The following is an 18,607-nucleotide window of genomic DNA, read 5'->3' as shown; positions in this document are numbered from 1 at the left end:
TGCTTCGTTTCCGTAGTCTTCTCGGGCGAGGTGCCCTCCGGCGGGTCATTCCGAGTCGACGACTGCTCGACGGCGCTCGTCGCAGGTGTCGGTCGAACGCGACGCGAGCCCGACGTGCTCCTCCTCGTGGAACGGATGCGTATCGGTCGAGACGAGGAGAAACGGGCGGTCGTAGTCCGCGAACAGCGCCGGATACCACACGACTTCGCCGCGCTCGTGTCCCGTCATCCCTCCGCGCGCCGTTTCCGTCGCCACCCCTCCAGTTCGGCCTCGTCCGCTTCGTGCTCCTCCGGACCGCTCGTCACTCCTCGTCGTCCTCGCCGATCCCGAACCGCTGTCGCGCCTCGGGGAAGAACAGCTCCCAGTCCTCGTGGCGGAAGCTCCCGAGATGGGTCTTATCGAGCGTCTGGACGTGCGTGTACATCTCGTCGCGCTCGATCGCCGTGCGGATCATCCCCTGGGCGAACGCGAGTTCGTACCCGCCCGCGAGGACGATGGCGACCCTCGGCTCGTCGGCGTACAGCACCGTCACCTGGAAGGCGCTCCCGCCGGCCTCCGTCCGGAACACCTCGTAGCGCTCGAACCCGCCCAGCTCCGTCACCTCGCCGTCCTCGCTCTCGGGGGACGCGCCGGTGCCGCGCTCGAACGCCCCCCGGAAGTCCTCGGCGCGGTTGTCGGCGACGACGTGCACCAGGCCGAAGCGATCGGACTCGCCGGCCTCGGGGTTCGTCGGCGCGGTGTTGACCGCCGACACGGCGGTCACGTCCCATCCCTCCGCCTCGAGCTCCGCGGCGATGGCGCGCATCTCCTCGAGGGTCGCCTCCCAGGCGTCCTTCAACTGGTCCGCGTTGCTCGCTAAGCGGTCGGCGTACTCCGTCTCCTCGCCGATGTCGGGCATGGGCGCACGTGCGGCGCTGACGCGGTAAAGCCTGTTGTTCGGCCCCCGACTCACGCGATCGTGACGCCGAAGACGAACTCCATCGCGGCGGAGACGGCGAGCACGCCGACGCTCGCCAGGAGGAGCTTCGCCGCGTCGGAGAACCGCTCGTCGGGCGCGAGGCGGTACCGCTCGCCGAGCAGGGCGACGAGCCGCTGGACGAGCGCCTGGAACCCCGTCTCCCCCTCGCTGTTCGCCGGGAGGAGGTCCCGCTCACTGTACGCCGCCTTCGGCCGGAGCTTGACGCTCGCCACCCCGAACAGGAGGAGGCCGACGACGAACAGGAGGTACTTCACGCCGACCCAGGGTCGCGCGACGCCGAGGGCGAGGGTCACCGCGACCGAGAGCGCGACGACGACGGCCGTCAGGACGAGCGCGTACGCCGCGGCGTCGAGCACCTGCAGCCGTCGGGGCGGGTGCGTTCCGTCCTCGAACTCGCGCGCGTACCGGCCGCGCTCGTCGTCGGGCATCGACTACCGGCTCCGGGTCTGTCTGGTCCCCCGGTCGAGCAGGTCGTCGAACACCGGCCCCGGCTCCTCGTACTCCGCGCGGTGGCGGTGACAGAGGCTCGTGCGCCCGCTCTCGCTCACGGGGTGGTGCGCCGGTCGATCCGTGTCGCACGCGCTCCCGAACTCCTCCAGCATGTACTCGCGGGCGGCCCGCTCGTCGCCCTCGCGGACGTACTCGACGACCCGCTCCACGTGTCGGCCGATCTCCGGCGGGAGGTCGAGGTCGCCCATCACCTCGTGGCGGATCTCGTCGATGTCGGAGAAGCGCGTCTCCATGCCCAGCCGCTGCTTCGCGCGCTCCGTGAGGGTGCGATCCGCCCGCTCGCGCTCGCGGAGGATCTCCCGGAGCAGTTCGACCGCGTCCCAGACCTCGTCGTCGAGGTCGCGGTACTGCTCCGGGCGGATCTTCACCGGGCAGCGCGTACTGAACGGACAGCCGGCCGGCGGGTCGCGCGGGCTCGGCGGCGTCCCCCGCAGGGTGACGCGCTCGCGCGTCGCGGTCGGGTCCGCGTCGGGGATCGCCGACAGCAGCGAGTAGGTGTAGGGGTTCTTCGGGTCGGAGAACAGCTCCTCCGTCTCGCCGATCTCCATGACGTGACCGAGGTACATCACGGCCACCCGATCGCAGATGTGGCGGACGACCGAGAGGTCGTGGGCGATGAAGAGGAAGGTGAGCCCGAACTCGTCCTGGAGGTCCTCCAGCAGGTTCAGGATCTTCGCCTGGACGGACACGTCGAGGGCGCTCACCGGCTCGTCGAGGACGATGAACTCGGGTTCGAGCGCGAGCGCCCGGGCGATGCCGACGCGCTGGCGCTGCCCGCCGGAGAACTGGTGGGGGTAGCGGTAGTAGTGCTCCTCGCGCAGGCCGACCGTCTCGAGTAGCTCCCTGACCCGCGCGCGGCGCAGCCGCGGCTTCGCGACGCGCACGTTCACCGCCACGTCGAGCGCGTCGCCCCGCTCCGTGACCGACGCGGTCACGTCCTCGTCCGGGAGCGGGATTCCCTCGCGGACCGACGCAGTCGCCGAGTCCCCCGAGACGGTGACGACGACGTCCGCGTCCGAGGCGTCCTCCGGCACGGGCCGTCCGTCGCCCGAGACGGTCACCTCGCGGCCGCGCGCGCCCTCGACGCGGACCGAGAAGTCGGGCCAGTCGTGGACGTCGAGGGGCTCCCGGATGATCTCGCCGACCGTCATGCGGTCGTTGAGGCTCGACTCGGGGTCCTGGAAGACGATCTGTGCGTCGCGCCGCCAGCGCTTGAGCTTCGAGCCGGAGAAGGTCGTGATGTCCTCCCCGTCGAAGAGCACCTCGCCGTCGGTCGCCTGCTCGAGGCGGACCAGCGTCCGCCCGAGGGTCGTCTTCCCGCAGCCGGACTCGCCCACGAGACCGAGGGTCTCGCCGCGCTCGATCCGGAACGTCACCCCGTCGACCGCCTTGACGGGCCGTGAGCTGAGCAGCCTGCCGTCCTCGTAGTAGGTCCTGAGCTCGTTCACTTCCACGAGCGCGTCGCGCTGCTCGGCCGCCTGGGGCTGTTCCTGGACCAGTTCCTCACTCATCGTCGGTCACCTCGGTCGCGCGGTCGTCGCGCTCGCGATGATAGGCCACGGCCTCCTCGCGGCTCCGGTCGTCCGGGTAGAGGAGGCAGGCCGCGGTGTGGGGGGCCTCCGAGTCGCTCACGTCCACGTTCACCGGGTGGACGACGTCGCAGGCGTCGAACGCCTCCGGGCAGCGCGGCGCGAACCGACAGTACGTCGGGACCTCGTTCGGCGTCGGGACGTCGCCCTCGATGGTTCGCAGGCGGTCGTTGCCCACGTTCCTGCCGGGGATGGATTCGAGCAGTCCCTGCGTGTAGGGGTGTTTCGGGCGAGAGAACAGCTCCTCGACCGGCGCGCTCTCGACGAGTTCGCCGGCGTACATCACGTTCACCCGGTTCGCTATCTCGGCGATGACGCCCATGTCGTGGGTGATGAACATGATCGAGAGGTCGCGCTCCTCCTGGAGCGCCTGGAGGAGTTCGAGGATCTGCGCCTGGATGGTCACGTCGAGCGCCGTCGTGGGTTCATCGCAGATGAGCAACTGGGGCTTGCAGGCGAGCGCCATGGCGATGACCGCGCGCTGGCGCATCCCGCCGGAGAACTGGTGGGGGTACTCGCCGATGCGACGCCGGGCGTCCGGGATGGAGACGGCCTCGAGCAGGCGAACCGCCTCCTCCGTGGCCGCCTTCCCCGTCTTGCCCTGGTGGAGGCGGATGGCCTCCTTGATCTGGTTGCCGACCGTGTAGACCGGGTTGAGCGACGTGAGCGGGTCCTGGAAGATCATCGCGATGCCGCGCCCGCGGAGCGCCCGCAGCGCCTCCTTCGACGCGTTCGTGATCTCGACGTACCCGCCCGGCCCGTCGCGAACGACGAACGCGTCGGCGTCGACGACGCCGAGCCGAGCCGCGTAGCCGCGCTCGACGAGGTCGCGCATGTCGACCGCGCCCTCGCGGACGAGCAGCGTCGCGTCGCGGGTGTCGTACTCGCCGTCGGTGAGTCGCTCGGGCGTGACGCCCCGGTCGAACAGCCGCTCGATCAGTTCGACGACGTCGTGGTCCTCGCGCAGCCGGTCGACGTCGACCGTCCGCTCGGGGAACCGGTTCGCCAGCCGATCGACCGTCGCCTCGTCGCTGAAGCGGATACTCCCGCCCATGATGCGACCGGGCGAGTCCACGAGCCCCATGATGGAGCGGGCGGTGACGGACTTGCCGGAGCCGGACTCGCCCACGATGCCGACGGTCTCGCCCGTGCGGATGTCGAACGAGATGTCGTCGACGGCGCGGATGGTCTCCTTGTCCGTGAAGAACGTCGTCCGGAGGTGCTCCACGGAGAGGACCGGCTCGCGGCCGAGTTGGACGCTCATCCGCCACCCCCTGCGACGGCAGCCTCCTCGGCCGCTCCGCCGCCACCCTCGCTCTGCGGGTCGATCGCGTCGCGGATGCCGTCGCCGAGCGCGTTGAACGCCGTCACCACGAGGACGATCAGGACCCCCGGGACGAACGCGATGTGCCACGACGCGGTCGCGACGTATCCCCGCCCGTCCGCGACTACCTGCCCCCACTCGGGGGTCGGGGGGTTGATGCCGATGCCGAGGAACGACAGCGCCGACGTCGTGATGATGACGCCGCCGATGGTCATCGACGCGTAGACGAGCAGGTAGCCGACGATGTAGGGGAGCATGTGCTTTCGCATCGTGACGGTCGAGCGCTGCCCGTAACTGCGGGCGGCGTCGACCCACTCCTGCTCCGAGACCTGCATCGCCGGCCCGCGGATCAGCCGCCAGATGCCGGGCCAGTAGATGAACCCGAACACCAGCGCGATCAGCAACCCGCCGTTGTAGAAGTCCCCGAGCCAGTGCTCGGAGAACACGACGGACATGAGGATGAGCAGCAGGATGGCCGGGATGGCCTGGATCGAGTCGCTCACCACCACGGCGGCGAGGTCGGCGAGGCCCTTGTAGTAGGCCGTGAGCAACCCGAGCCCCACGGCGATGAGGCCGCTGATGCCGATGGCGAGCAGCCCGACGAACAGCGACACGCGCGCCCCGTAGGCGAGCTTCGTGAACAGGTCGCCGCCCGGGGTCGGCAGGGTGCCGAGCGGGTGGAACCGGCCGTACTCGTCGTACTCCCCGATGCTGACGGTGTCCGCGGGGTCGTCCCCGCCGGTCGACGCCGTCGCGAGGTTGGCCTGACCGTAGTTGGTGGTCCTGACCTCCCCGGCCTCCTCGTCGAAGTACTTCAACTCGGCACCGTACGGGTCCATCGCGTCGTCCTGGTAGGTCACCGGCGAGAGCGTCGGCGCGAACAGCGCGAGGGCGACGAACATGACGACGACGACGAAGCCGAACTGCCCCCAGCGGTGGGTGCGCAGGCGACGCACCATGTCGTCGCGGGGCGTCCAGTCGGCGTAGCGGTAGTGGGTGACGAACAGGTCGTAACCCCTCCACAGCCAGTAGAGGAAGAAGAAGACGTAGGCGTAAACGAGTACGAAGCGGATCCCCCACGCGACGGCGGGCGGAAGGCCGAGGAAGGTCCCCTCCCAGCCGCCGCTCGGGGTCCTGTACCCCTGGTTGGGGACGAGTTCGCGCGAGAGCAGCGTGGGGATCTGCCCCGCCGCCCTGCCCAGGCCGTCGAGGTAGCCCATCGCGGCCGCGATGCCTGCCGTGACGTCCACGACGCCGTTGATCAACCCGCCGCCGATCTCGACGACGAACTTGAGGACGTCGATGGCGATCCCGAGCAGGGCACCGAGTTCGACGAGGACGAGCAGGGCGAACACGGCCCCCCACGCGAGCGCCGGTCCCGGGTTCTCCCGGATCCGGGCGCGAAGCGGTAGTTCGTCCGCGTACGGTGTCTCACGCATGGTCATTCGTACCCGATCCGCGGATCGATCACGGTGTAGAGGAAGTCCTGTAGGATGTTCATGCCGAGCGTGATGAGGACGAAGATGAATATCAGCGCCCCGGCCAGCGGGAGGTCCCCCTGGACCGTCGCGTCGAAGAAGAGCTTCCCGAGGCCGTTGATGCCGAAGACGGACTCCACGACGACCGAGCCGCCGATGAGCAGGAACGCCTCCGCCGTGATGACCGGCACGAGGGGGATGAGCGCGTTGCGGAAGACGTGCTTCCAGACGATGACGCGCTCCGAGAGCCCCTTCGCCCGAGCCGTCTCGACGTAGTTGGAGTTGATCGTCTCGAGCACCGCCGTCCGGCCGATGCGCATCTCGTTACCCATCGACGCCGATCCCAGCACGAGCGCGGCCGGGAGGATCTGTTTTATCGCCGCGACGAGGTTCTCGAACCCCTCCCCGTCGTACGACGGGACGCCGCCCTCGAACGAGACGAAGCTGAGGTTATCGAGCGGCGGCGCGGTGATGACGTCGGTCTCGACGATGAACTCGCTCCAGTTGAACAGCCCGTTGGTGAGTTCGGAGGAGGTGACCAGCACCCCGGCGAGGATGATGCCGAGCCAGAAGTTCGGCATGGCGCGCCAGACGATCCCGCCGAAGGAGGCGGTGTAGTCGGACAGCGTGTTCGGGTTCAGGCCGGCGTAGAACCCGAGCGGAATGCCGATGAACAGCGCGACGAGCACCGACCAGAACCCGAGCCAGATGGTCCGCGGCGCGCGGCTGGCGATGAGGTCGGTGACGGACGTCCCGCGATTGATCACCCACGCCTGACCGAGGTCGAACGTGAGCAGCCCCCACATGAAGTCGACGTACTGTCTCCAGAGCGGTACGGGGTCTCCGTTCTTATCAAGGATGCCGATACTCTTCGCGACAGCGATCCGATACTGCGGGTCGTTGTTCAGTCCGACGATGGCCGCCACCGGGTCGGTCGGGCCGATCCGGATGATGAGGAAGGTAAGCGACATCGAGAACAGCAGGATCGGAACCACGAGCACCAGTCGTCGGAGGAAGTAACTCCACCGACTCATAGTGCACCACCGCTGTCGGCTCGCTGGCGCAAACGGCGAATAGAGCGGTCTCTACCGCCGTCGCTGCAGGTGTGAATCATTGTAGCGTATCGCTGGGTTTTGTGTTGCGGCAATTATGTCTTTCCATCCCTTGCCTCGGGGCAAAAAGGGAGGCGGGCGGTTACTGGCTGCTGTTGTTGCCGCTGGGCGGTGCGTCGGTGGAATCGGGCTGCGCGTCCTGTTCGATCCAGAACCGGTTGTACTTCTGGCGCGATGGCCCCATCGCGCCGAACTTGGGCGCGTGGAGGTAGTCGTAGCTGAAGCGCTCGGTGGCACCGTGGAAGGTGTTCACGAGCACGACGTCCTCCCAGTTGGCCTCCTCCATCTTCTTGTAGGCCGCGTTGCGCTTCTCCTGGGCCTCGTCGGTCGGTTCGAGGTTGCCGCTGATGGTCTTCCACGCCTCTGCGGCCGCCTTCGACGCCTCGGTCTCCTGTTCGCGGCCCCAGTTGGTGTAGGTCAGCACGCCCGTCTGGCCGGTGTAGGTGTTCGACGGGTTGATGAGCTGCAGGAAGTTGTCGGGTGCCGGCCAGTCGGCGATCCAGCCGAGGGTGTACGCCTGGAGGTTGCCCTTCTCCCCGCGTTCGAGCAGCGTCGCGAACTCCGCCTGCTCGATCTTGAGGTCGATGTAGGCGCCGCGGAGCTGTTGCTGGAGGATCTGCGCGATCTGCTTCCACGTGTCGGAGACGTAGTGGGTGAAGGTGACCGAGATACGGTTGTTCTCGCCGTAGCCGGCCTCCTCCATGACCCGCTTCGCCTCGTCGACCTGCGACTCCTTGCCGTAGGGGTAGGCCTCCTCGATGTGGCTATCGTACCCCTCGCCCTCGCCGGGGAAGACGAGCGGTGGGGTGAGGTGGTAGCCGGGTTCGACGCGGCCCTTGTAGACCTCGTTCGCCAGCTGCTCCTGGTCGGTCACGTAGGCGACCGCCTGGCGGACGGGCTTGGGCACCTTCGCGGTGTTGAACGCGAAGTAGTAGGTGGAAACCTCGGGGACCTTCAGGTAGTTGACCTCCTCGCCGTTCTCGAGCGGCCCGTACTTGCCGACGGTGCGCCCCTGCTCGTCCTTCTCGTCGTCCTTGATCTTGCTCTGCTGGTACTTCGGCGTGGGAATGGGGAACGTGTCGACGTTCTTCCCCATGGCGTAGTTGTAGATCGCCTGGTCGTCCTCGATGACCTGCCAGTGGACCTTATCGACGTAGGCCGCCTCGCCGTGGTAGTCCTCGAAGCGGCTGGCGTCGGCAGCCGTCCCCTTCTCCCAGCCGTCGAACACGAACGGCCCGGAACCGATCGGCTCCTGCTGGGCGAACTGCTTGTACTGCTGGCTCGGGTCGCCGTCCCCGTTCGTCTCCTCGTCGATCCCGCCGACGATCCCCTCGGGTACCGCCGCGAAGGAGCTGTACGCGAGCATCTGCAGCGACGCGTGGAACGGGCGTTCGAGGTTGACGACGAACGTCTTCTCGTCCTCCGCCTCGACGCCGAGGGTACCGGGCTTGTAGTTCCCGTCGCCGTCCGTCTCGTGGGTCACGCCGAGCGAGTCGAGGAGGAAGTACGCCCGCTCGGAGTGGGGCGACGCGGCGAGTCGCTCGAAGGAGTAGACGAAGTCCTGCGCGCGGACCGGATCGCCGTTGTGGAACTGCGCGTCCTTGATCGTGAACGTGTACTGGGAGGCGTCGTCGTTCTCCGCGACCTCCGCGGCGAGGAGCGACTCGACCTCGGTCTCGCCGTTCGGGTAGTTCATCAGCGGATCGAACAGCTGCTGGACGACCTGCCCAGAGGCCGTGTCCCCCGCCGCCACGGGGTCGAACGTCGTGATCGTCGAGTTGATCTTCCGATACGTTCCGCCCTTCTGGGGTTCCTGGTCGCCGTTGCCGCTGCCGTTACCGTCGCCGTCGTCGCCGCCCATGCAACCCGCGAGCGCAGCGGCGGCCGCCGCGCCACCGGTCGCCCGAAGGAACCGACGCCGTGATACTCCGTTATTGTCTGTCATTCCAAATCCTCGTATTTGATTATGATTGATAAGTCTGCCGTTGTCCGGTCGTTAGCGGTCTGCCCGGCCGCGCTAACCGCCCGTTTTCCTTCACGTCTTCGTGTGACATGCGCCCACACGACCTCCACGTAGCTCTTCCCGTCCCCTATATATTCGGTTAGGTAAAATCTGCGCTTCACACATTGCCGTCGTCCCTATACGGACTGCTGTAACTGTTTACCGCTTCGATCGCCCGAAAGCGGGCGGTCGCTGCGTACATGACTTACAGCAGTCCGTATACATACCGCTCGAACTCGGCGACGCGATGCGCTCTACGGGTCAAATACCGGCTCGAAACGCGTGACGGTTCGGATTGAGTTCGACATGTTTATTACGGGATGTTAGCTATTGTCACATGATGAAGCCGAATACGGCGGCGACGTCCGACGCGGACGACGAGTGCGAGGTGATGACCGCGATCGACGACCAGCGGCTCATTATCGCCGACATCTGCCGCGACGGGGCGTGGCTCGCCCTCCCGCTCTCCGAGGCCCTCCCGCTCGAAGCGTATCGGTGAGCGGTCCTTCACGCGAGGAGGAAGACTGATAATCGGCTGGCGTTTTTGTCCCCTCAATGGCCCTCTCCGGTTCGTGGAAGCGCGATTTCGCCAGCGGCGTCATCGTACTCGCCCCGGTCCTCGTCACCCTCTACATCCTCAAGTGGCTGTTCGACCGGGTCGCCGCCCTGGGGATCATCGACATCGAACCGGCCACGCTTCCGACGGGGCTCAAGTGGTCCGCCCCCTACCTCGAAGTCGGCCTCCTGCTGCTCGTCTTCGTCCTCCTCACCTTCTCGATCGGGTACATGATGCGGACGACGTTCGGCAACGTCGTCGAGGGGAGCATCGACTCGGCGATGAACCAGCTTCCCGGGCTCCGGGTGGTCTACAACGCCTCGAAGATGGCGGTCGAGACCGCCGTCTCCGGCCCCGACGACCTCCAGAGCCCGGTCAAACTCGAGACGTGGAACGGGCTGCGCATGACCGCGTTCAAGACCGGGAAGGTGACGGACGACGGCCACGAACTCCTCTTCATTCCGACCTCCCCGAACATCACCACCGGGTTCGTCGTCGAGTGCGACCCCGGCCAGTACACCGAAACCGGCGAGACCGTCGAGGACGCCCTCACGCGCGTTCTCTCCGCGGGCTTCGGCGACAGCAAGGACGGCGGCATCCCCATCGCCGTCAACGAGGAGGACGCGGAACGGCGGACGCTCAACTGATTCAGACGCCGGCGACGGCCCGGAGCGCGAACACGAGGTTCTCCTTGCGCTCCATCACCCGCCGGTAGAAGTACGAGAACCACTTGGTGCCGTAGGGGACGTACTGGTAGACCGGGTACTCCCGGGCGAGTTCGACCTGCGCGTCCTCCCGGACGCCCATGAGCATCTGGATCTCGAAGTCGGTGCCGTACTCCCCGTGCAGTTCGATCGCCCGGTCGATCATCGCGGGGTCGTGGCTCCCCACGGCCACCGTCCCGTCGTACTCCCGGAAGAGGTATTCGAGGTGCTCGCGGTAGGCGTCGTTGACCGCGGCGCGACCCTTCAACGAGATCTCCCTCGGCTCGTCGTACGCCCCCTTCACGAGCCGGACCTTCCCGGGCAACTCGACCAGCCGTTCGAGGTCGTCGCGGGTGCGCTTCAGGTTCGCCTGTACGCAGATCCCCATCTCGGGGTGCTCCGTCACGAAGCGCTCGAAGGCGTCGATCGTGTCGTCGGTCGTCGTGTGGTCCTCCATGTCGATCCAGACGAACACGCCCTCGCGCTCGGCGGCGGCGACGATCCCCCCGAGGTTCCCCTCGAACGTCCTCGCGTCGACGCCGAGGCCGATCTGGGAGGGTTTCACCGAGATGCACGCGCCGATGTCGGCCCCCGCGATGTCGGCGACGAGCTGCCGGTAGGTCGCCGCGTCCTCGGCGGCCGGTTCGGGGTCGCGGTAGTGCTCCCCGAGCAGGTTGACGATGCTCCGTACGTTCCGCTCTCGCAACCGACGCGCGTGTTCGAGCACTTCGGCCGGAGTCTCGCCCGCGACGAACCGCCTGGCGACCGGAGGGATCATGGCTGGTGGGTTCTGTCGGTCCTCACTTGAGGGCTCGCTTTTCCTCGGCTACCGCCCGCGGACGATCGTCTCGACGCCGTCCTTCGGGTGCATCGTGATACTCGCCAGCGGATCGAGATCGGTCGACAGCGGTAGTTCGAGGTGGTACCGTCGCGCGGTCGTCGGCGAGCGCGCGGTCGAGTTCGTCGAGAGCACGAAGCGGTCGCCGACGTAGCGTCGCGGCCCGCCGCCCGGTTCCGTTCCCCCCGATCCCATCTCGTCCGTTCCATCCCCCTTTATATTCGCGCTACGATGAGCGAAGCGTATGTTAGAGGCCGTGGCTCGCGCCGTCTGGGCGATGCTCCCCGCGTACGTTCCGAACAACGCCGCCGTCCTCTTCGGCGGCGGCCGCCCCATAGACGGCGGTCGGGTGTGGAACGGGAAGCGTCTCCTCGGCGACGGCAAGACCTGGCGGGGGACGGCGGTCGGCACCCTCGCGGGCGCGCTCCTCTCGCTCCTGCTGAACCGCGTCGCCGGGCGGGTCGAGGGACGGACCGGCTGGTCGCTCCCGCGGTTCTCGCTCCGCACCGGTGTCGCGCTCGCCCTCGGTGCCATGCTCGGCGACATCGCCGGCTCGTTCTACAAGCGCCGCACCGGCCTCGACCGCGGTCAGATGGCCGTCGGCCTCGACCAACTCGACTTCGTGGCGGGCGCGCTCGGTCTCGCGCGACTCCTCGCCCCGCGCTGGTTCGACCGCACGTTCACACGCCCGACGATCGCCGTCGTGCTCCTGCTCACGCCGCTCCTGCACGTCGCGACGAACGTCGTCGCGTACCTGTGGGGGCTGAAGGACGAGCCGTACTAGAACCACCACCTTTTGCTGCGCTCGCGCGCCAGCGACACGCTTCGCGGTCGCTGGCGGCTCGCTGGCAAAAGCTGGATCAAAACCGCGCCTCACCCCCCTCCGGGGGTTCGGCGCGTCCGCTCGCTCACTGTGTTCGCTCGCGGGTGCCGCGCTGGTGCTATCGGTGGTGCTCGGGTCGTTCGGATCGCTCGCCCGGCCCGTACCTTTATGACAGAAGACGGGACCAGAACCCCCCGTGACGTAACTTCCGTCGCGGGGCGCTTCGCGATTGCGCGACGCCACGCCCCGCGAACACCCCCGCGGCGTCGCCTGTCCGCCACTCCCGTCCTCGTAGAGCGACGGCGACACCTACACGCTTTTGCCCGTCCGCCGGGCAGGACCGGTATGTTCGGTAAACTCGGTCGGACCGGCTTCGCGGGGTTGCTCCTGCTCGTCGGCGGCCTCGCGGTGCTCGCGCTCGAGAACCTCCTGATCGCGGGCGGCGTCGCGCTCGTGCTGGTCGGGCTCCTGCTCGTCGCGAAGGGCCTCGTCGGAACGATGCTCTCGGCGTTCGGGATGGAGGGGATGTTCTAGGCTACCCGCCGGTCCCGTCGGCGCGTCCCGCCTCGTCGTAGCCCGCGCGGTGCTCGCTGATGAGGCGGTCGACCATCGCGCCCTTCTGCTGGCGACGGCGCTCCTCGGCGCGCTCCTCCCAGTCCGCGACGACCGCCTCGACCTCGGACTCGGGGGCGATCGCGAGTTCGTCGATCTCCTGGATCGACACGTCGTTCGCGGGACCGACGGGGATCCCGTGTTCGAACAGCACCTCGTCGGCCGCGTCCGAGAGGCCACCTTGCCGGAGGACGACCCGCGGGTCCGTCGCCGCCAGTCGCTTCGCGGTGGAACGGCCCGCGCCGCTGGCGTCGCGGAGGAAGACGACGTCGCCAGCCGCGAGGCCGAAACTCCCGTCCGCGGCCTCGATGGCTCCCTTGGTGAACTGCTCGATCACCTTCACGGGGACGAGGTCGCGCCGGCCCTCGGCCACGTCGGCGAAGTTCGAGTGATCGAGCTTCCAGAGCGTCTTCAGGCGTTCGAGCTTGTCCTCCAGGCTCTCGGTCTCCTCGCGCTGCTCTGCGAGTTCGCGCTCGAGACGATCGTTCTCGCGTTCGAGTCGGGCGACGAGCCGACGCTCGCGCGCCTCGCGGCGCTCCTCGCGGCGGGTCTCGCTCAGTTCGCGCTCGTACTCGGCGATGCGGTCGTCCTTCGTCGAGACGGTCTCGCGGAGGTCCTCCACGTGCGATTCGAGGCGATCGATGCGCGATTCGAGGTGCTTGATGCGCTTCTCCTCGGGCGTGAGTTCGCGCGGCGCGTGCTCGGGTTCCTCCTCTTCGGTCGTCTCGTCCTCGGTGAGGTCGTCGACGACGGCCTCGACGGACTCCCCGCCGGAGACGACCCGAGCGATCACCTCGCCGCGGTCCACGGTCGCGGGCACCTTCCGCGCGATGCGCTCGAACTGGTCCTCGTGGTGGTCGAACGCGAAGAGCGCGGCGGCCGTCGCGTCGCGCTCGTGGTCGTTGTCGTACCCGATCTCGCGGGTGCGGTGCTGCTTCGAGTCGATCAGGAGGTCGCGCTCGGGCGTCCAGGCGGCGGCGTCGAAGCTCCGGCGGATCTTCTCGACCGTCTCCGGCATCGGCGTCACGTCCGCGGCCACGACGATCGGCCGGCCGCGCTCGACGATCCACTCGATCACCTCGGCGGTGTCGGCCGTCCGGGTCGAGAGCACGTCGAGCACCTCCCCGCCGAGGCCGACGACGGCGACGGCGGTGGTCGTCCCGGGATCGATCCCGACGATGACGCGGTCGCGGCGCTTGGCCAGCGGCCGAAACTCGATGCCGTCGCGCCGCTCGCGCTCGATCTCGACGCGCACGTCGCCCCGGCGGAGCCGCGAGACGGGGATGTCCCCCGGGCGGGCCTCGACGGTGAAGACGGCGTTGGCGAGGCCGCCGTACTTCTCGGTCCGCTCGACGTCGTAGTCGAGGCCGGCCCCGCGGAGGGCGTCCTCGACCTCGCGGGCCTTCCCCTGGACGTTGCCGTGGATGCGCCGGGTGAAGCGGTCCTCCGACCAGCCGCCCTTGCCCGTGGAGCGGCCGCGGGAGACCTTCACGGTGGTCGTGTTCGTGAACGCGCTCACCTCGTGACCGACGTTGGCCGCGGCGAGACGGGCGGCGGCCTCGGCCTCCTTCATCGGTTTCTTGCCGTAGGGGACGCCGTGACGGGAGGCGACCCGGGAGAGCGGTTCGGGTCGCTCCGCGCCGGTCACCTGCACCAGCTTCGTCTCCGAGGGGAGCTCGCGGAGGAGGTGTACGAGCGCGTCCTTGTCGGCCGCTAGCTCGTACACGTTGTCCGTCGCGACTATCGCGGGCCGCTCGCGGTCGATGAGTCGCCGGAGCTTTCGCAGGGAGACGACGTCGCGGTCGACGTGCTCGCCGTCACCGGAACGCTCCGCGTTCTGGTTGGCTCGAACCGCGCCGGGCGCGGTTCGAACGTCGAAGGCGACGACGGCGTAGGAGGGGGCGTCCCCGCGGACGTCCCCGCTCTGGACGTCGACCCCGAACACGACCGTGTCGAGCGTACTCGTGCGGGTACTCACGGCCCGTGCTAGACCGCGTACCGATAAAAACCTCCTGACGGTTCACCCGTCGGGCGACCGCTCGCAGGCCGTCCCGTAGACCAGCGCCGCGGCCTCGATCCACTCGTGCAGGCAGGCGTAGTTGCGGAACTCGCCGACCGACTCGCGCTCGTCGTCGGGTCCGTCGGTCGCTTCCTCCGCGAACACCGGATCGTGGGGCGAGCGGTCGCTGCCGCAGTACGCACACTCCGTGCCCGCGGTCACGGGACGAACGGACGAATGCGCGACGCTCACGTGCGGAGTCGCTACTCTCCCGACTGTGGCTCATCGGGATACGGCACGTCGAGCTCCTGGCCGTCCTCGGCGACGAACGCCTCGCCGTCGAAGACCTCGCGCGCGTCCTCCTGCAGGGGGGCCGGGTAGCCCCCGTAGCGCGTCGAGACGTGGGTGAGCGCGAGGCGCTTCGCCCCGGCGCGGGCGGCGATCCGAGCGGCCTCGCGGGCCGTCGAGTGGCCCGTCTGGGGCGCTCGCTCCGCGTGGTCGTCGGCGAACGTGGCGTCGTGGATCAACAGGTCCGCGCCCTCGGCCACCTCGACGGTCGCGTCGACGGGCCGCGTGTCGCCGGTGTAGACGAGGCGGCGACCGGGACGGGGCTCGCCGACGACCTGCTCGGGTCGGACGACGGTGCCGTCCTCCAGCTCGACCGATTCGCCCGAGTGCAGCCGCGAGAACATAGGACCGACGGGGACGCCGAGTTCCTCCGCCCGCTGGCGATCGAACCGCCCCCTCCGTTCGTCCTCGATCAGGGCGTAGCCGACCGACGTGGTGCGGTGCTCGGTGCGGAAGGCGCGCACCTCGTAGTCGTCGGCATGCAGCGCCACCTCACCCGGGCGTACCTCGTTGATCCGCACCGGGTAGGAGGGGTCCGTGTTCGTCGCGCGGAGGAGGCGCTCCACGTCCCGGCGGGTCCCGGGCGGCGCGTGGACGGCGAGGGCGTCCTCGCGGTCGTTGAAGTCCCACGTCTGGCAGAGGCCGGGCAGGCCGAGGACGTGGTCGCCGTGGAGGTGGGTGAGGAAGACGTTCGAGACGTCGAAGCCGGTCCCGAAGCGCATCATCTGGCGCTGGGTCCCCTCCCCGACGTCGAAGAGGAAGCGCTCGCCCTCTCGGCGGACGAGGACGGCGCTCGTGTTCCGCTCGGTCGTCGGGACGGCCCCGCTGGTTCCGAGGAACGTCACGTGCATACCCCAACTCGCCGCGGCGGTCGTATACCCGCTTCGGAAGCGCGCGAAGGTTTTTCGCCCGCCGCGGTGATGGAGAAACATGAGTCCCCTCAGCGAGCGCGCCCGCGAGAAGATCGTCGAGGTCCTCGCGCTCGCGGTCCTCGGGGTTGGCCTGCTCGACCTCTTCGTCGGCGTCCTCCCCCGGATCCCGTTCTTCGTCGTCTGGATCGTCGGGTACGCCGCCCTCCTCCCGATCGTCGCCCTCCTGCTCGACGTGGAGGACGGAGACGAGTCGTTCGTCGACGGGATCGAGCGCGCCGCGGACGACGTGGCCCGCGAGATCGAGCGCGTGACGGGGACCGGGTCGAGGAGCCGCAACGGGGCCGACGGGGATCGACGCGACCGCGGGGAGTCCACCGCCGACGCGATCAGAACCCTGCGCGCGCGCTACGCGCGCGGCGACCTCACCGACGAGCAGTTCGAGCGGAAACTCGATCGCCTGCTCGAGACCGAGACGCCCGAGTCGGCGACGGAGTGGCGCACGCGCGACCGCCTCGACGAGCGTTCCTGACCGCATCGTTCACGCCGTTCAACCGTTCAATCGCGAGACTGTGGCGGGGTCGAACGCTCGCGAACGGCCGACCGATTTTTGTAGGATTCCGTGACTACCACGAAATGCGATGAACTCAACACGCAGTGCCGTGCTGCTCGTCGGGCTGGTCGTCCTGGCCGGTTGTCTCAGCGGGACGCCCCTGACGAGCGGCACGAGCGACGATACCGACCGCGGGGACGCGGCCCGGACGGGTACCGTGAACGTGTACGTGAGCGACCAGCCGAACGCCATCGAGGCGTTCTCGCACCTCAACGTGACGATCACGGAGGTGGGCCTCCGGACCGCCGGGGACGCCGACGTCGAGGCGAACGTCTCCGGGAACGCCTCGATGAACGCATCCAGTGACGGCAACGCCACCGCCGCGAACGCGAGCGGGAACGGCTCCGCCGAGATCGACGGTGAGGCCGACGCCGAGGCGGAGGCCGACGGCGAGTGGCGCACCTACGACGTGGACGACCGCCGCGTCGACCTGACGGAACTGCTGGGGGCGAACGCGACCCTGCTCGGCAACGTCTCCGTACCGGAGGGGACGTACACCGGCGTCTACGTCGAGGTGAGCGAGGTGAACGGGACCCTGAAGGGTGGCGAGCGGGTGAACGTGAAGCTCCCGAGCGACCGCCTGCGCGTCCACGACCGCTTCACCGTCGGCGGCGAGGGCGAGAGCGAGGTCGACTTCGTCTTCGACATGACCGTGTTCGAGGCGGGGGGGAGCGGAAAGTACGTCCTGAAACCGGTCGCCGAAGAGTCCGGTGTGGACCAGCCGTTTCGCGCGGTGGCGACGGCCGACGCGGGCGTCCGCGCCCGCTTCGTCGGCCCCGTCGAGGCGGGCGAGCGGGCGACCGTGAAGGTGACCGGACCCGGCGGCCCCGTCGCGGAGGCCGCGGTCTACGTGAACGGCGAGCGGGCCGGGACGACCGGCGGCGACGGCACCGTCACCGTGGTGCTCCCCGACGGGGAGCGCTCGGTGAATCTCCGGGTGGAGACGCGCGGGAGCGGCGAAGCGACGGCGACCACGTCGCTCGACCTCGCGGTACGCTTCGGGGTGGGCGGTGATGCGGCGGGCGGTGCCGCAGGTAGCGGCGGCGCGAGTGGCGACGACGCGAGCGCCGGCGCGGGTGCCTCCGCGAACGCCGGGACGAGTGCGGGGGCGAACGGGAGCGGCGAATCGGACGCCGAGGTCGGCGCGGACGCGAACGCGACCGTGAGCGTCGGCACCTGACGCGCGTCGTCTCCGACGGTCCTCGGCGAGCGCCGACCGACCGATTCATACCCGTTCGACGGCTCACGTCGGGCATGGACGGCCCGCTGTGGACCGAAACGCACGCGCCGACGCTGGACGACCTGCCGCAGGCGGAGGTCCGCGACGCCCTCCGACGGGCGGTCGACGAGCCGATGAACCTCGTGTGCTACGGTCCGCGGGGTGCGGGCAAGACCGCTGCCGTCCGCGCGCTGGCGCGGGAGGCCCACGACTCCGAGAACGACCTCATCGAGTTGAACGTCGACGACTTCTTCTCGCGGACGAAGACCGAGATCAAGAACGACCCGCGCTTCGCGTCGTTCCTGGTCGGGCGCTCGCGGATGTCGAAACGGGACATGATCAATCACGTCCTGAAGGAGGCGGCCGCGTACGCGCCCGTCTCGGGGACGTACAAGACCATCCTGCTCGACAACGCCGAGACGGTCCGCGAGGACTTCCAGCAGGCGCTGCGCCGGGTGATGGAGCGCCACCACCGGACGACGCAGTTCGTCATCGCGACGCGCCAGCCCTCGAAGCTCATCCCGCCGATCCGCTCGCGCTGCTTCAACGTCCCCGTCCGGGCCCCGACCCACGACGAGGTGGTGGCGGTCCTGCGCGGCGTCGTCGAGGCGGAGGGGGTCGAGTACGAGGCCGACGGCCTCGAGTACGTCGCGGGCTACGCCGACGGCGACCTCCGGCGGGCGATCCTCGGCGCGCAGACCACCGCGGAGACCGCCGGCGCGGTGACGATGAACGCCGCCTACGAGGCGCTCGGCGACGTGGGCCTGACCGGGACGGTGGAGGAGATGCTCGCCGACGCCGAGGCGGGCGAGTTCGCGGACGCCCGCGACGCGCTCGACGCGCTCCTCGTCGACGAGGGCTACAGCGGCGAGGAGATCCTCGGCGACGTGCTCCGCGTCGCCCGCTCTCGCCACTCCGGACGCGAACTCGCGCGCCTGCACCGCCTCGCCGGGGAGGTGGACCTCGACCTGGCCGACGGGACGAGCGACCGCATCCACCTCGCCCACCTGCTCGCCGAACTCGGCAGATAGG

At 69.0% G+C, this 18,607-nt stretch carries 20 protein-coding genes; 7 read left to right on the top strand and 13 right to left on the bottom strand.

What is annotated here, in order from left to right; genetic code table 11:
* Positions 1-45 precede the first annotated feature (45 nt).
* From P1K31_RS10820 to P1K31_RS10785, 8 genes are all read right to left on the bottom strand, one after another.
* Positions 46-228 carry a hypothetical protein gene (locus P1K31_RS10820; protein WP_276303342.1) on the bottom strand — a complete coding sequence of 61 codons (183 nt, stop codon included), beginning with the start codon at positions 226-228 and terminating at the stop codon, positions 46-48.
* A gap of 73 nt (positions 229-301) precedes the next feature.
* Positions 302-898, bottom strand: a complete 597-nt coding sequence (locus tag P1K31_RS10815) for a DUF7529 family protein (protein ID WP_276303341.1) — start codon at positions 896-898, stop codon at positions 302-304.
* A 50-nt stretch (positions 899-948) separates the two neighbouring features.
* The gene (locus P1K31_RS10810) at positions 949-1,407 is read right to left on the bottom strand and encodes a DUF7555 family protein (protein ID WP_276303340.1); all 459 of its coding nucleotides are present in this window, start codon (positions 1,405-1,407) and stop codon (positions 949-951) included.
* A 3-nt stretch (positions 1,408-1,410) separates the two neighbouring features.
* Positions 1,411-3,000: an ABC transporter ATP-binding protein gene (locus P1K31_RS10805; protein ID WP_276303339.1), complete on the bottom strand. Its 1,590-nt coding sequence runs from the start codon at positions 2,998-3,000 to the stop codon at positions 1,411-1,413.
* On the bottom strand, positions 2,993-4,342 hold the full coding sequence (locus P1K31_RS10800) for an ABC transporter ATP-binding protein (RefSeq protein ID WP_276303338.1): 1,350 nt from the start codon (positions 4,340-4,342) through the stop codon (positions 2,993-2,995). The genes P1K31_RS10805 and P1K31_RS10800 overlap by 8 nt, the downstream gene beginning before the upstream one ends.
* Complete coding sequence (locus P1K31_RS10795) at positions 4,339-5,841, bottom strand: ABC transporter permease (RefSeq protein ID WP_276303337.1); 1,503 nt, start codon at positions 5,839-5,841, stop codon at positions 4,339-4,341. Before P1K31_RS10795 ends, P1K31_RS10800 begins: the two co-directional genes overlap by 4 nt.
* 2 nt (positions 5,842-5,843) lie before the next feature.
* Positions 5,844-6,914 (bottom strand): ABC transporter permease, encoded by a 1,071-nt coding sequence (locus P1K31_RS10790; protein WP_276303336.1) that lies wholly within the window; start codon positions 6,912-6,914, stop codon positions 5,844-5,846.
* Positions 6,915-7,074: 160 nt separating this feature from the next.
* Positions 7,075-8,937 (bottom strand): ABC transporter substrate-binding protein, encoded by a 1,863-nt coding sequence (locus P1K31_RS10785; RefSeq protein ID WP_276303335.1) that lies wholly within the window; start codon positions 8,935-8,937, stop codon positions 7,075-7,077.
* Positions 8,938-9,334: 397 nt separating this feature from the next.
* On the opposite strand from P1K31_RS10785, the gene P1K31_RS10780 reads away from it, so the two are divergent.
* Complete coding sequence (locus P1K31_RS10780) at positions 9,335-9,493, top strand: DUF7556 family protein (protein WP_276303334.1); 159 nt, start codon at positions 9,335-9,337, stop codon at positions 9,491-9,493.
* 56 nt (positions 9,494-9,549) lie between these two features.
* The gene (locus tag P1K31_RS10775) at positions 9,550-10,197 is read left to right on the top strand and encodes a DUF502 domain-containing protein (protein ID WP_276303333.1); all 648 of its coding nucleotides are present in this window, start codon (positions 9,550-9,552) and stop codon (positions 10,195-10,197) included.
* Position 10,198: 1 nt separating this feature from the next.
* Here the strand turns inward: P1K31_RS10775 and P1K31_RS10770 are convergent, their stop codons facing one another.
* A complete protein-coding gene (locus P1K31_RS10770; RefSeq protein ID WP_276303332.1) occupies positions 10,199-11,032 on the bottom strand; it encodes a proline dehydrogenase family protein in 834 nt (277 codons plus the stop codon).
* A gap of 48 nt (positions 11,033-11,080) precedes the next feature.
* Entirely contained in the window at positions 11,081-11,287 is a 207-nt protein-coding gene (locus P1K31_RS10765; protein WP_276303331.1) for a hypothetical protein, read from the bottom strand.
* A gap of 49 nt (positions 11,288-11,336) precedes the next feature.
* Between P1K31_RS10765 and P1K31_RS10760 the strand changes: the two genes are divergently transcribed.
* A complete protein-coding gene (locus tag P1K31_RS10760; protein ID WP_276303330.1) occupies positions 11,337-11,876 on the top strand; it encodes a CDP-2,3-bis-(O-geranylgeranyl)-sn-glycerol synthase in 540 nt (179 codons plus the stop codon).
* Positions 11,877-12,260: 384 nt separating this feature from the next.
* The gene (locus tag P1K31_RS10755; RefSeq protein WP_276303329.1) at positions 12,261-12,449 is read left to right on the top strand and encodes a DUF7470 family protein; all 189 of its coding nucleotides are present in this window, start codon (positions 12,261-12,263) and stop codon (positions 12,447-12,449) included.
* Between the two features lies 1 nt (position 12,450).
* Here P1K31_RS10755 and P1K31_RS10750 read toward each other — a convergent pair whose 3' ends face one another.
* Genes P1K31_RS10750 through rnz form a run of 3 tightly spaced genes read right to left on the bottom strand, consistent with a single transcriptional unit; the run spans position 12,451 to position 15,725 of the window.
* Complete coding sequence (locus tag P1K31_RS10750; RefSeq protein WP_276303328.1) at positions 12,451-14,505, bottom strand: DUF460 domain-containing protein; 2,055 nt, start codon at positions 14,503-14,505, stop codon at positions 12,451-12,453.
* A gap of 42 nt (positions 14,506-14,547) precedes the next feature.
* Entirely contained in the window at positions 14,548-14,778 is a 231-nt protein-coding gene (locus P1K31_RS10745) for a hypothetical protein (RefSeq protein WP_276303327.1), read from the bottom strand.
* A gap of 11 nt (positions 14,779-14,789) precedes the next feature.
* Positions 14,790-15,725: a ribonuclease Z gene (gene rnz / locus P1K31_RS10740; protein WP_276303326.1), complete on the bottom strand. Its 936-nt coding sequence runs from the start codon at positions 15,723-15,725 to the stop codon at positions 14,790-14,792.
* Positions 15,726-15,804: 79 nt separating this feature from the next.
* Here rnz and P1K31_RS10735 point away from each other — a divergent pair, with 79 nt between their 5' ends.
* The 3 genes from P1K31_RS10735 to P1K31_RS10725 all read left to right on the top strand — a co-directional run bounded on the left by P1K31_RS10735 (position 15,805) and on the right by P1K31_RS10725 (position 18,606).
* Entirely contained in the window at positions 15,805-16,275 is a 471-nt protein-coding gene (locus P1K31_RS10735; RefSeq protein ID WP_276303325.1) for an SHOCT domain-containing protein, read from the top strand.
* 109 nt (positions 16,276-16,384) lie between these two features.
* Positions 16,385-17,536, top strand: a complete 1,152-nt coding sequence (locus P1K31_RS10730; protein ID WP_276303324.1) for a DUF4382 domain-containing protein — start codon at positions 16,385-16,387, stop codon at positions 17,534-17,536.
* Between the two features lie 74 nt (positions 17,537-17,610).
* Complete coding sequence (locus P1K31_RS10725; RefSeq protein WP_276303323.1) at positions 17,611-18,606, top strand: AAA family ATPase; 996 nt, start codon at positions 17,611-17,613, stop codon at positions 18,604-18,606.
* Position 18,607: the final 1 nt, after the last annotated feature.

Origin of the sequence: Halomarina halobia (assembly GCF_029338575.1) — an archaeon.
Taxonomy (GTDB): Archaea; Halobacteriota; Halobacteria; order Halobacteriales; family Haloarculaceae; genus Halomarina; species Halomarina halobia.
Note: the sequence above shows the minus strand (reverse complement) of the source record. Positions and strands in the feature narration are given on the sequence as shown.

Excerpts from the sequence above, each read along its gene's own strand:
- P1K31_RS10725 (WP_276303323.1), top strand. The coding sequence starts at position 17,611 with ATGGACGGCCCGCTGTGGACCGAAACGCACGCGCCGACGCTGGACGAC.
- P1K31_RS10760 (WP_276303330.1), top strand. The coding sequence starts at position 11,337 with ATGTTAGAGGCCGTGGCTCGCGCCGTCTGGGCGATGCTCCCCGCGTAC.
- P1K31_RS10795 (WP_276303337.1), bottom strand. The coding sequence starts at position 5,841 with ATGCGTGAGACACCGTACGCGGACGAACTACCGCTTCGCGCCCGGATC.
- P1K31_RS10765 (WP_276303331.1), bottom strand. The coding sequence starts at position 11,287 with ATGGGATCGGGGGGAACGGAACCGGGCGGCGGGCCGCGACGCTACGTC.
- P1K31_RS10780 (WP_276303334.1), top strand. The coding sequence starts at position 9,335 with ATGAAGCCGAATACGGCGGCGACGTCCGACGCGGACGACGAGTGCGAG.
- P1K31_RS10755 (WP_276303329.1), top strand. The coding sequence starts at position 12,261 with ATGTTCGGTAAACTCGGTCGGACCGGCTTCGCGGGGTTGCTCCTGCTC.
- P1K31_RS10775 (WP_276303333.1), top strand. The coding sequence starts at position 9,550 with ATGGCCCTCTCCGGTTCGTGGAAGCGCGATTTCGCCAGCGGCGTCATC.
- P1K31_RS10805 (WP_276303339.1), bottom strand. The coding sequence starts at position 3,000 with ATGAGTGAGGAACTGGTCCAGGAACAGCCCCAGGCGGCCGAGCAGCGC.
- P1K31_RS10800 (WP_276303338.1), bottom strand. The coding sequence starts at position 4,342 with ATGAGCGTCCAACTCGGCCGCGAGCCGGTCCTCTCCGTGGAGCACCTC.
- rnz (WP_276303326.1), bottom strand. The coding sequence starts at position 15,725 with ATGCACGTGACGTTCCTCGGAACCAGCGGGGCCGTCCCGACGACCGAG.
- P1K31_RS10785 (WP_276303335.1), bottom strand. The coding sequence starts at position 8,937 with ATGACAGACAATAACGGAGTATCACGGCGTCGGTTCCTTCGGGCGACC.
- P1K31_RS10735 (WP_276303325.1), top strand. The coding sequence starts at position 15,805 with ATGAGTCCCCTCAGCGAGCGCGCCCGCGAGAAGATCGTCGAGGTCCTC.
- P1K31_RS10770 (WP_276303332.1), bottom strand. The coding sequence starts at position 11,032 with ATGATCCCTCCGGTCGCCAGGCGGTTCGTCGCGGGCGAGACTCCGGCC.
- P1K31_RS10815 (WP_276303341.1), bottom strand. The coding sequence starts at position 898 with ATGCCCGACATCGGCGAGGAGACGGAGTACGCCGACCGCTTAGCGAGC.
- P1K31_RS10790 (WP_276303336.1), bottom strand. The coding sequence starts at position 6,914 with ATGAGTCGGTGGAGTTACTTCCTCCGACGACTGGTGCTCGTGGTTCCG.
- P1K31_RS10820 (WP_276303342.1), bottom strand. The coding sequence starts at position 228 with ATGACGGGACACGAGCGCGGCGAAGTCGTGTGGTATCCGGCGCTGTTC.
- P1K31_RS10730 (WP_276303324.1), top strand. The coding sequence starts at position 16,385 with ATGAACTCAACACGCAGTGCCGTGCTGCTCGTCGGGCTGGTCGTCCTG.
- P1K31_RS10810 (WP_276303340.1), bottom strand. The coding sequence starts at position 1,407 with ATGCCCGACGACGAGCGCGGCCGGTACGCGCGCGAGTTCGAGGACGGA.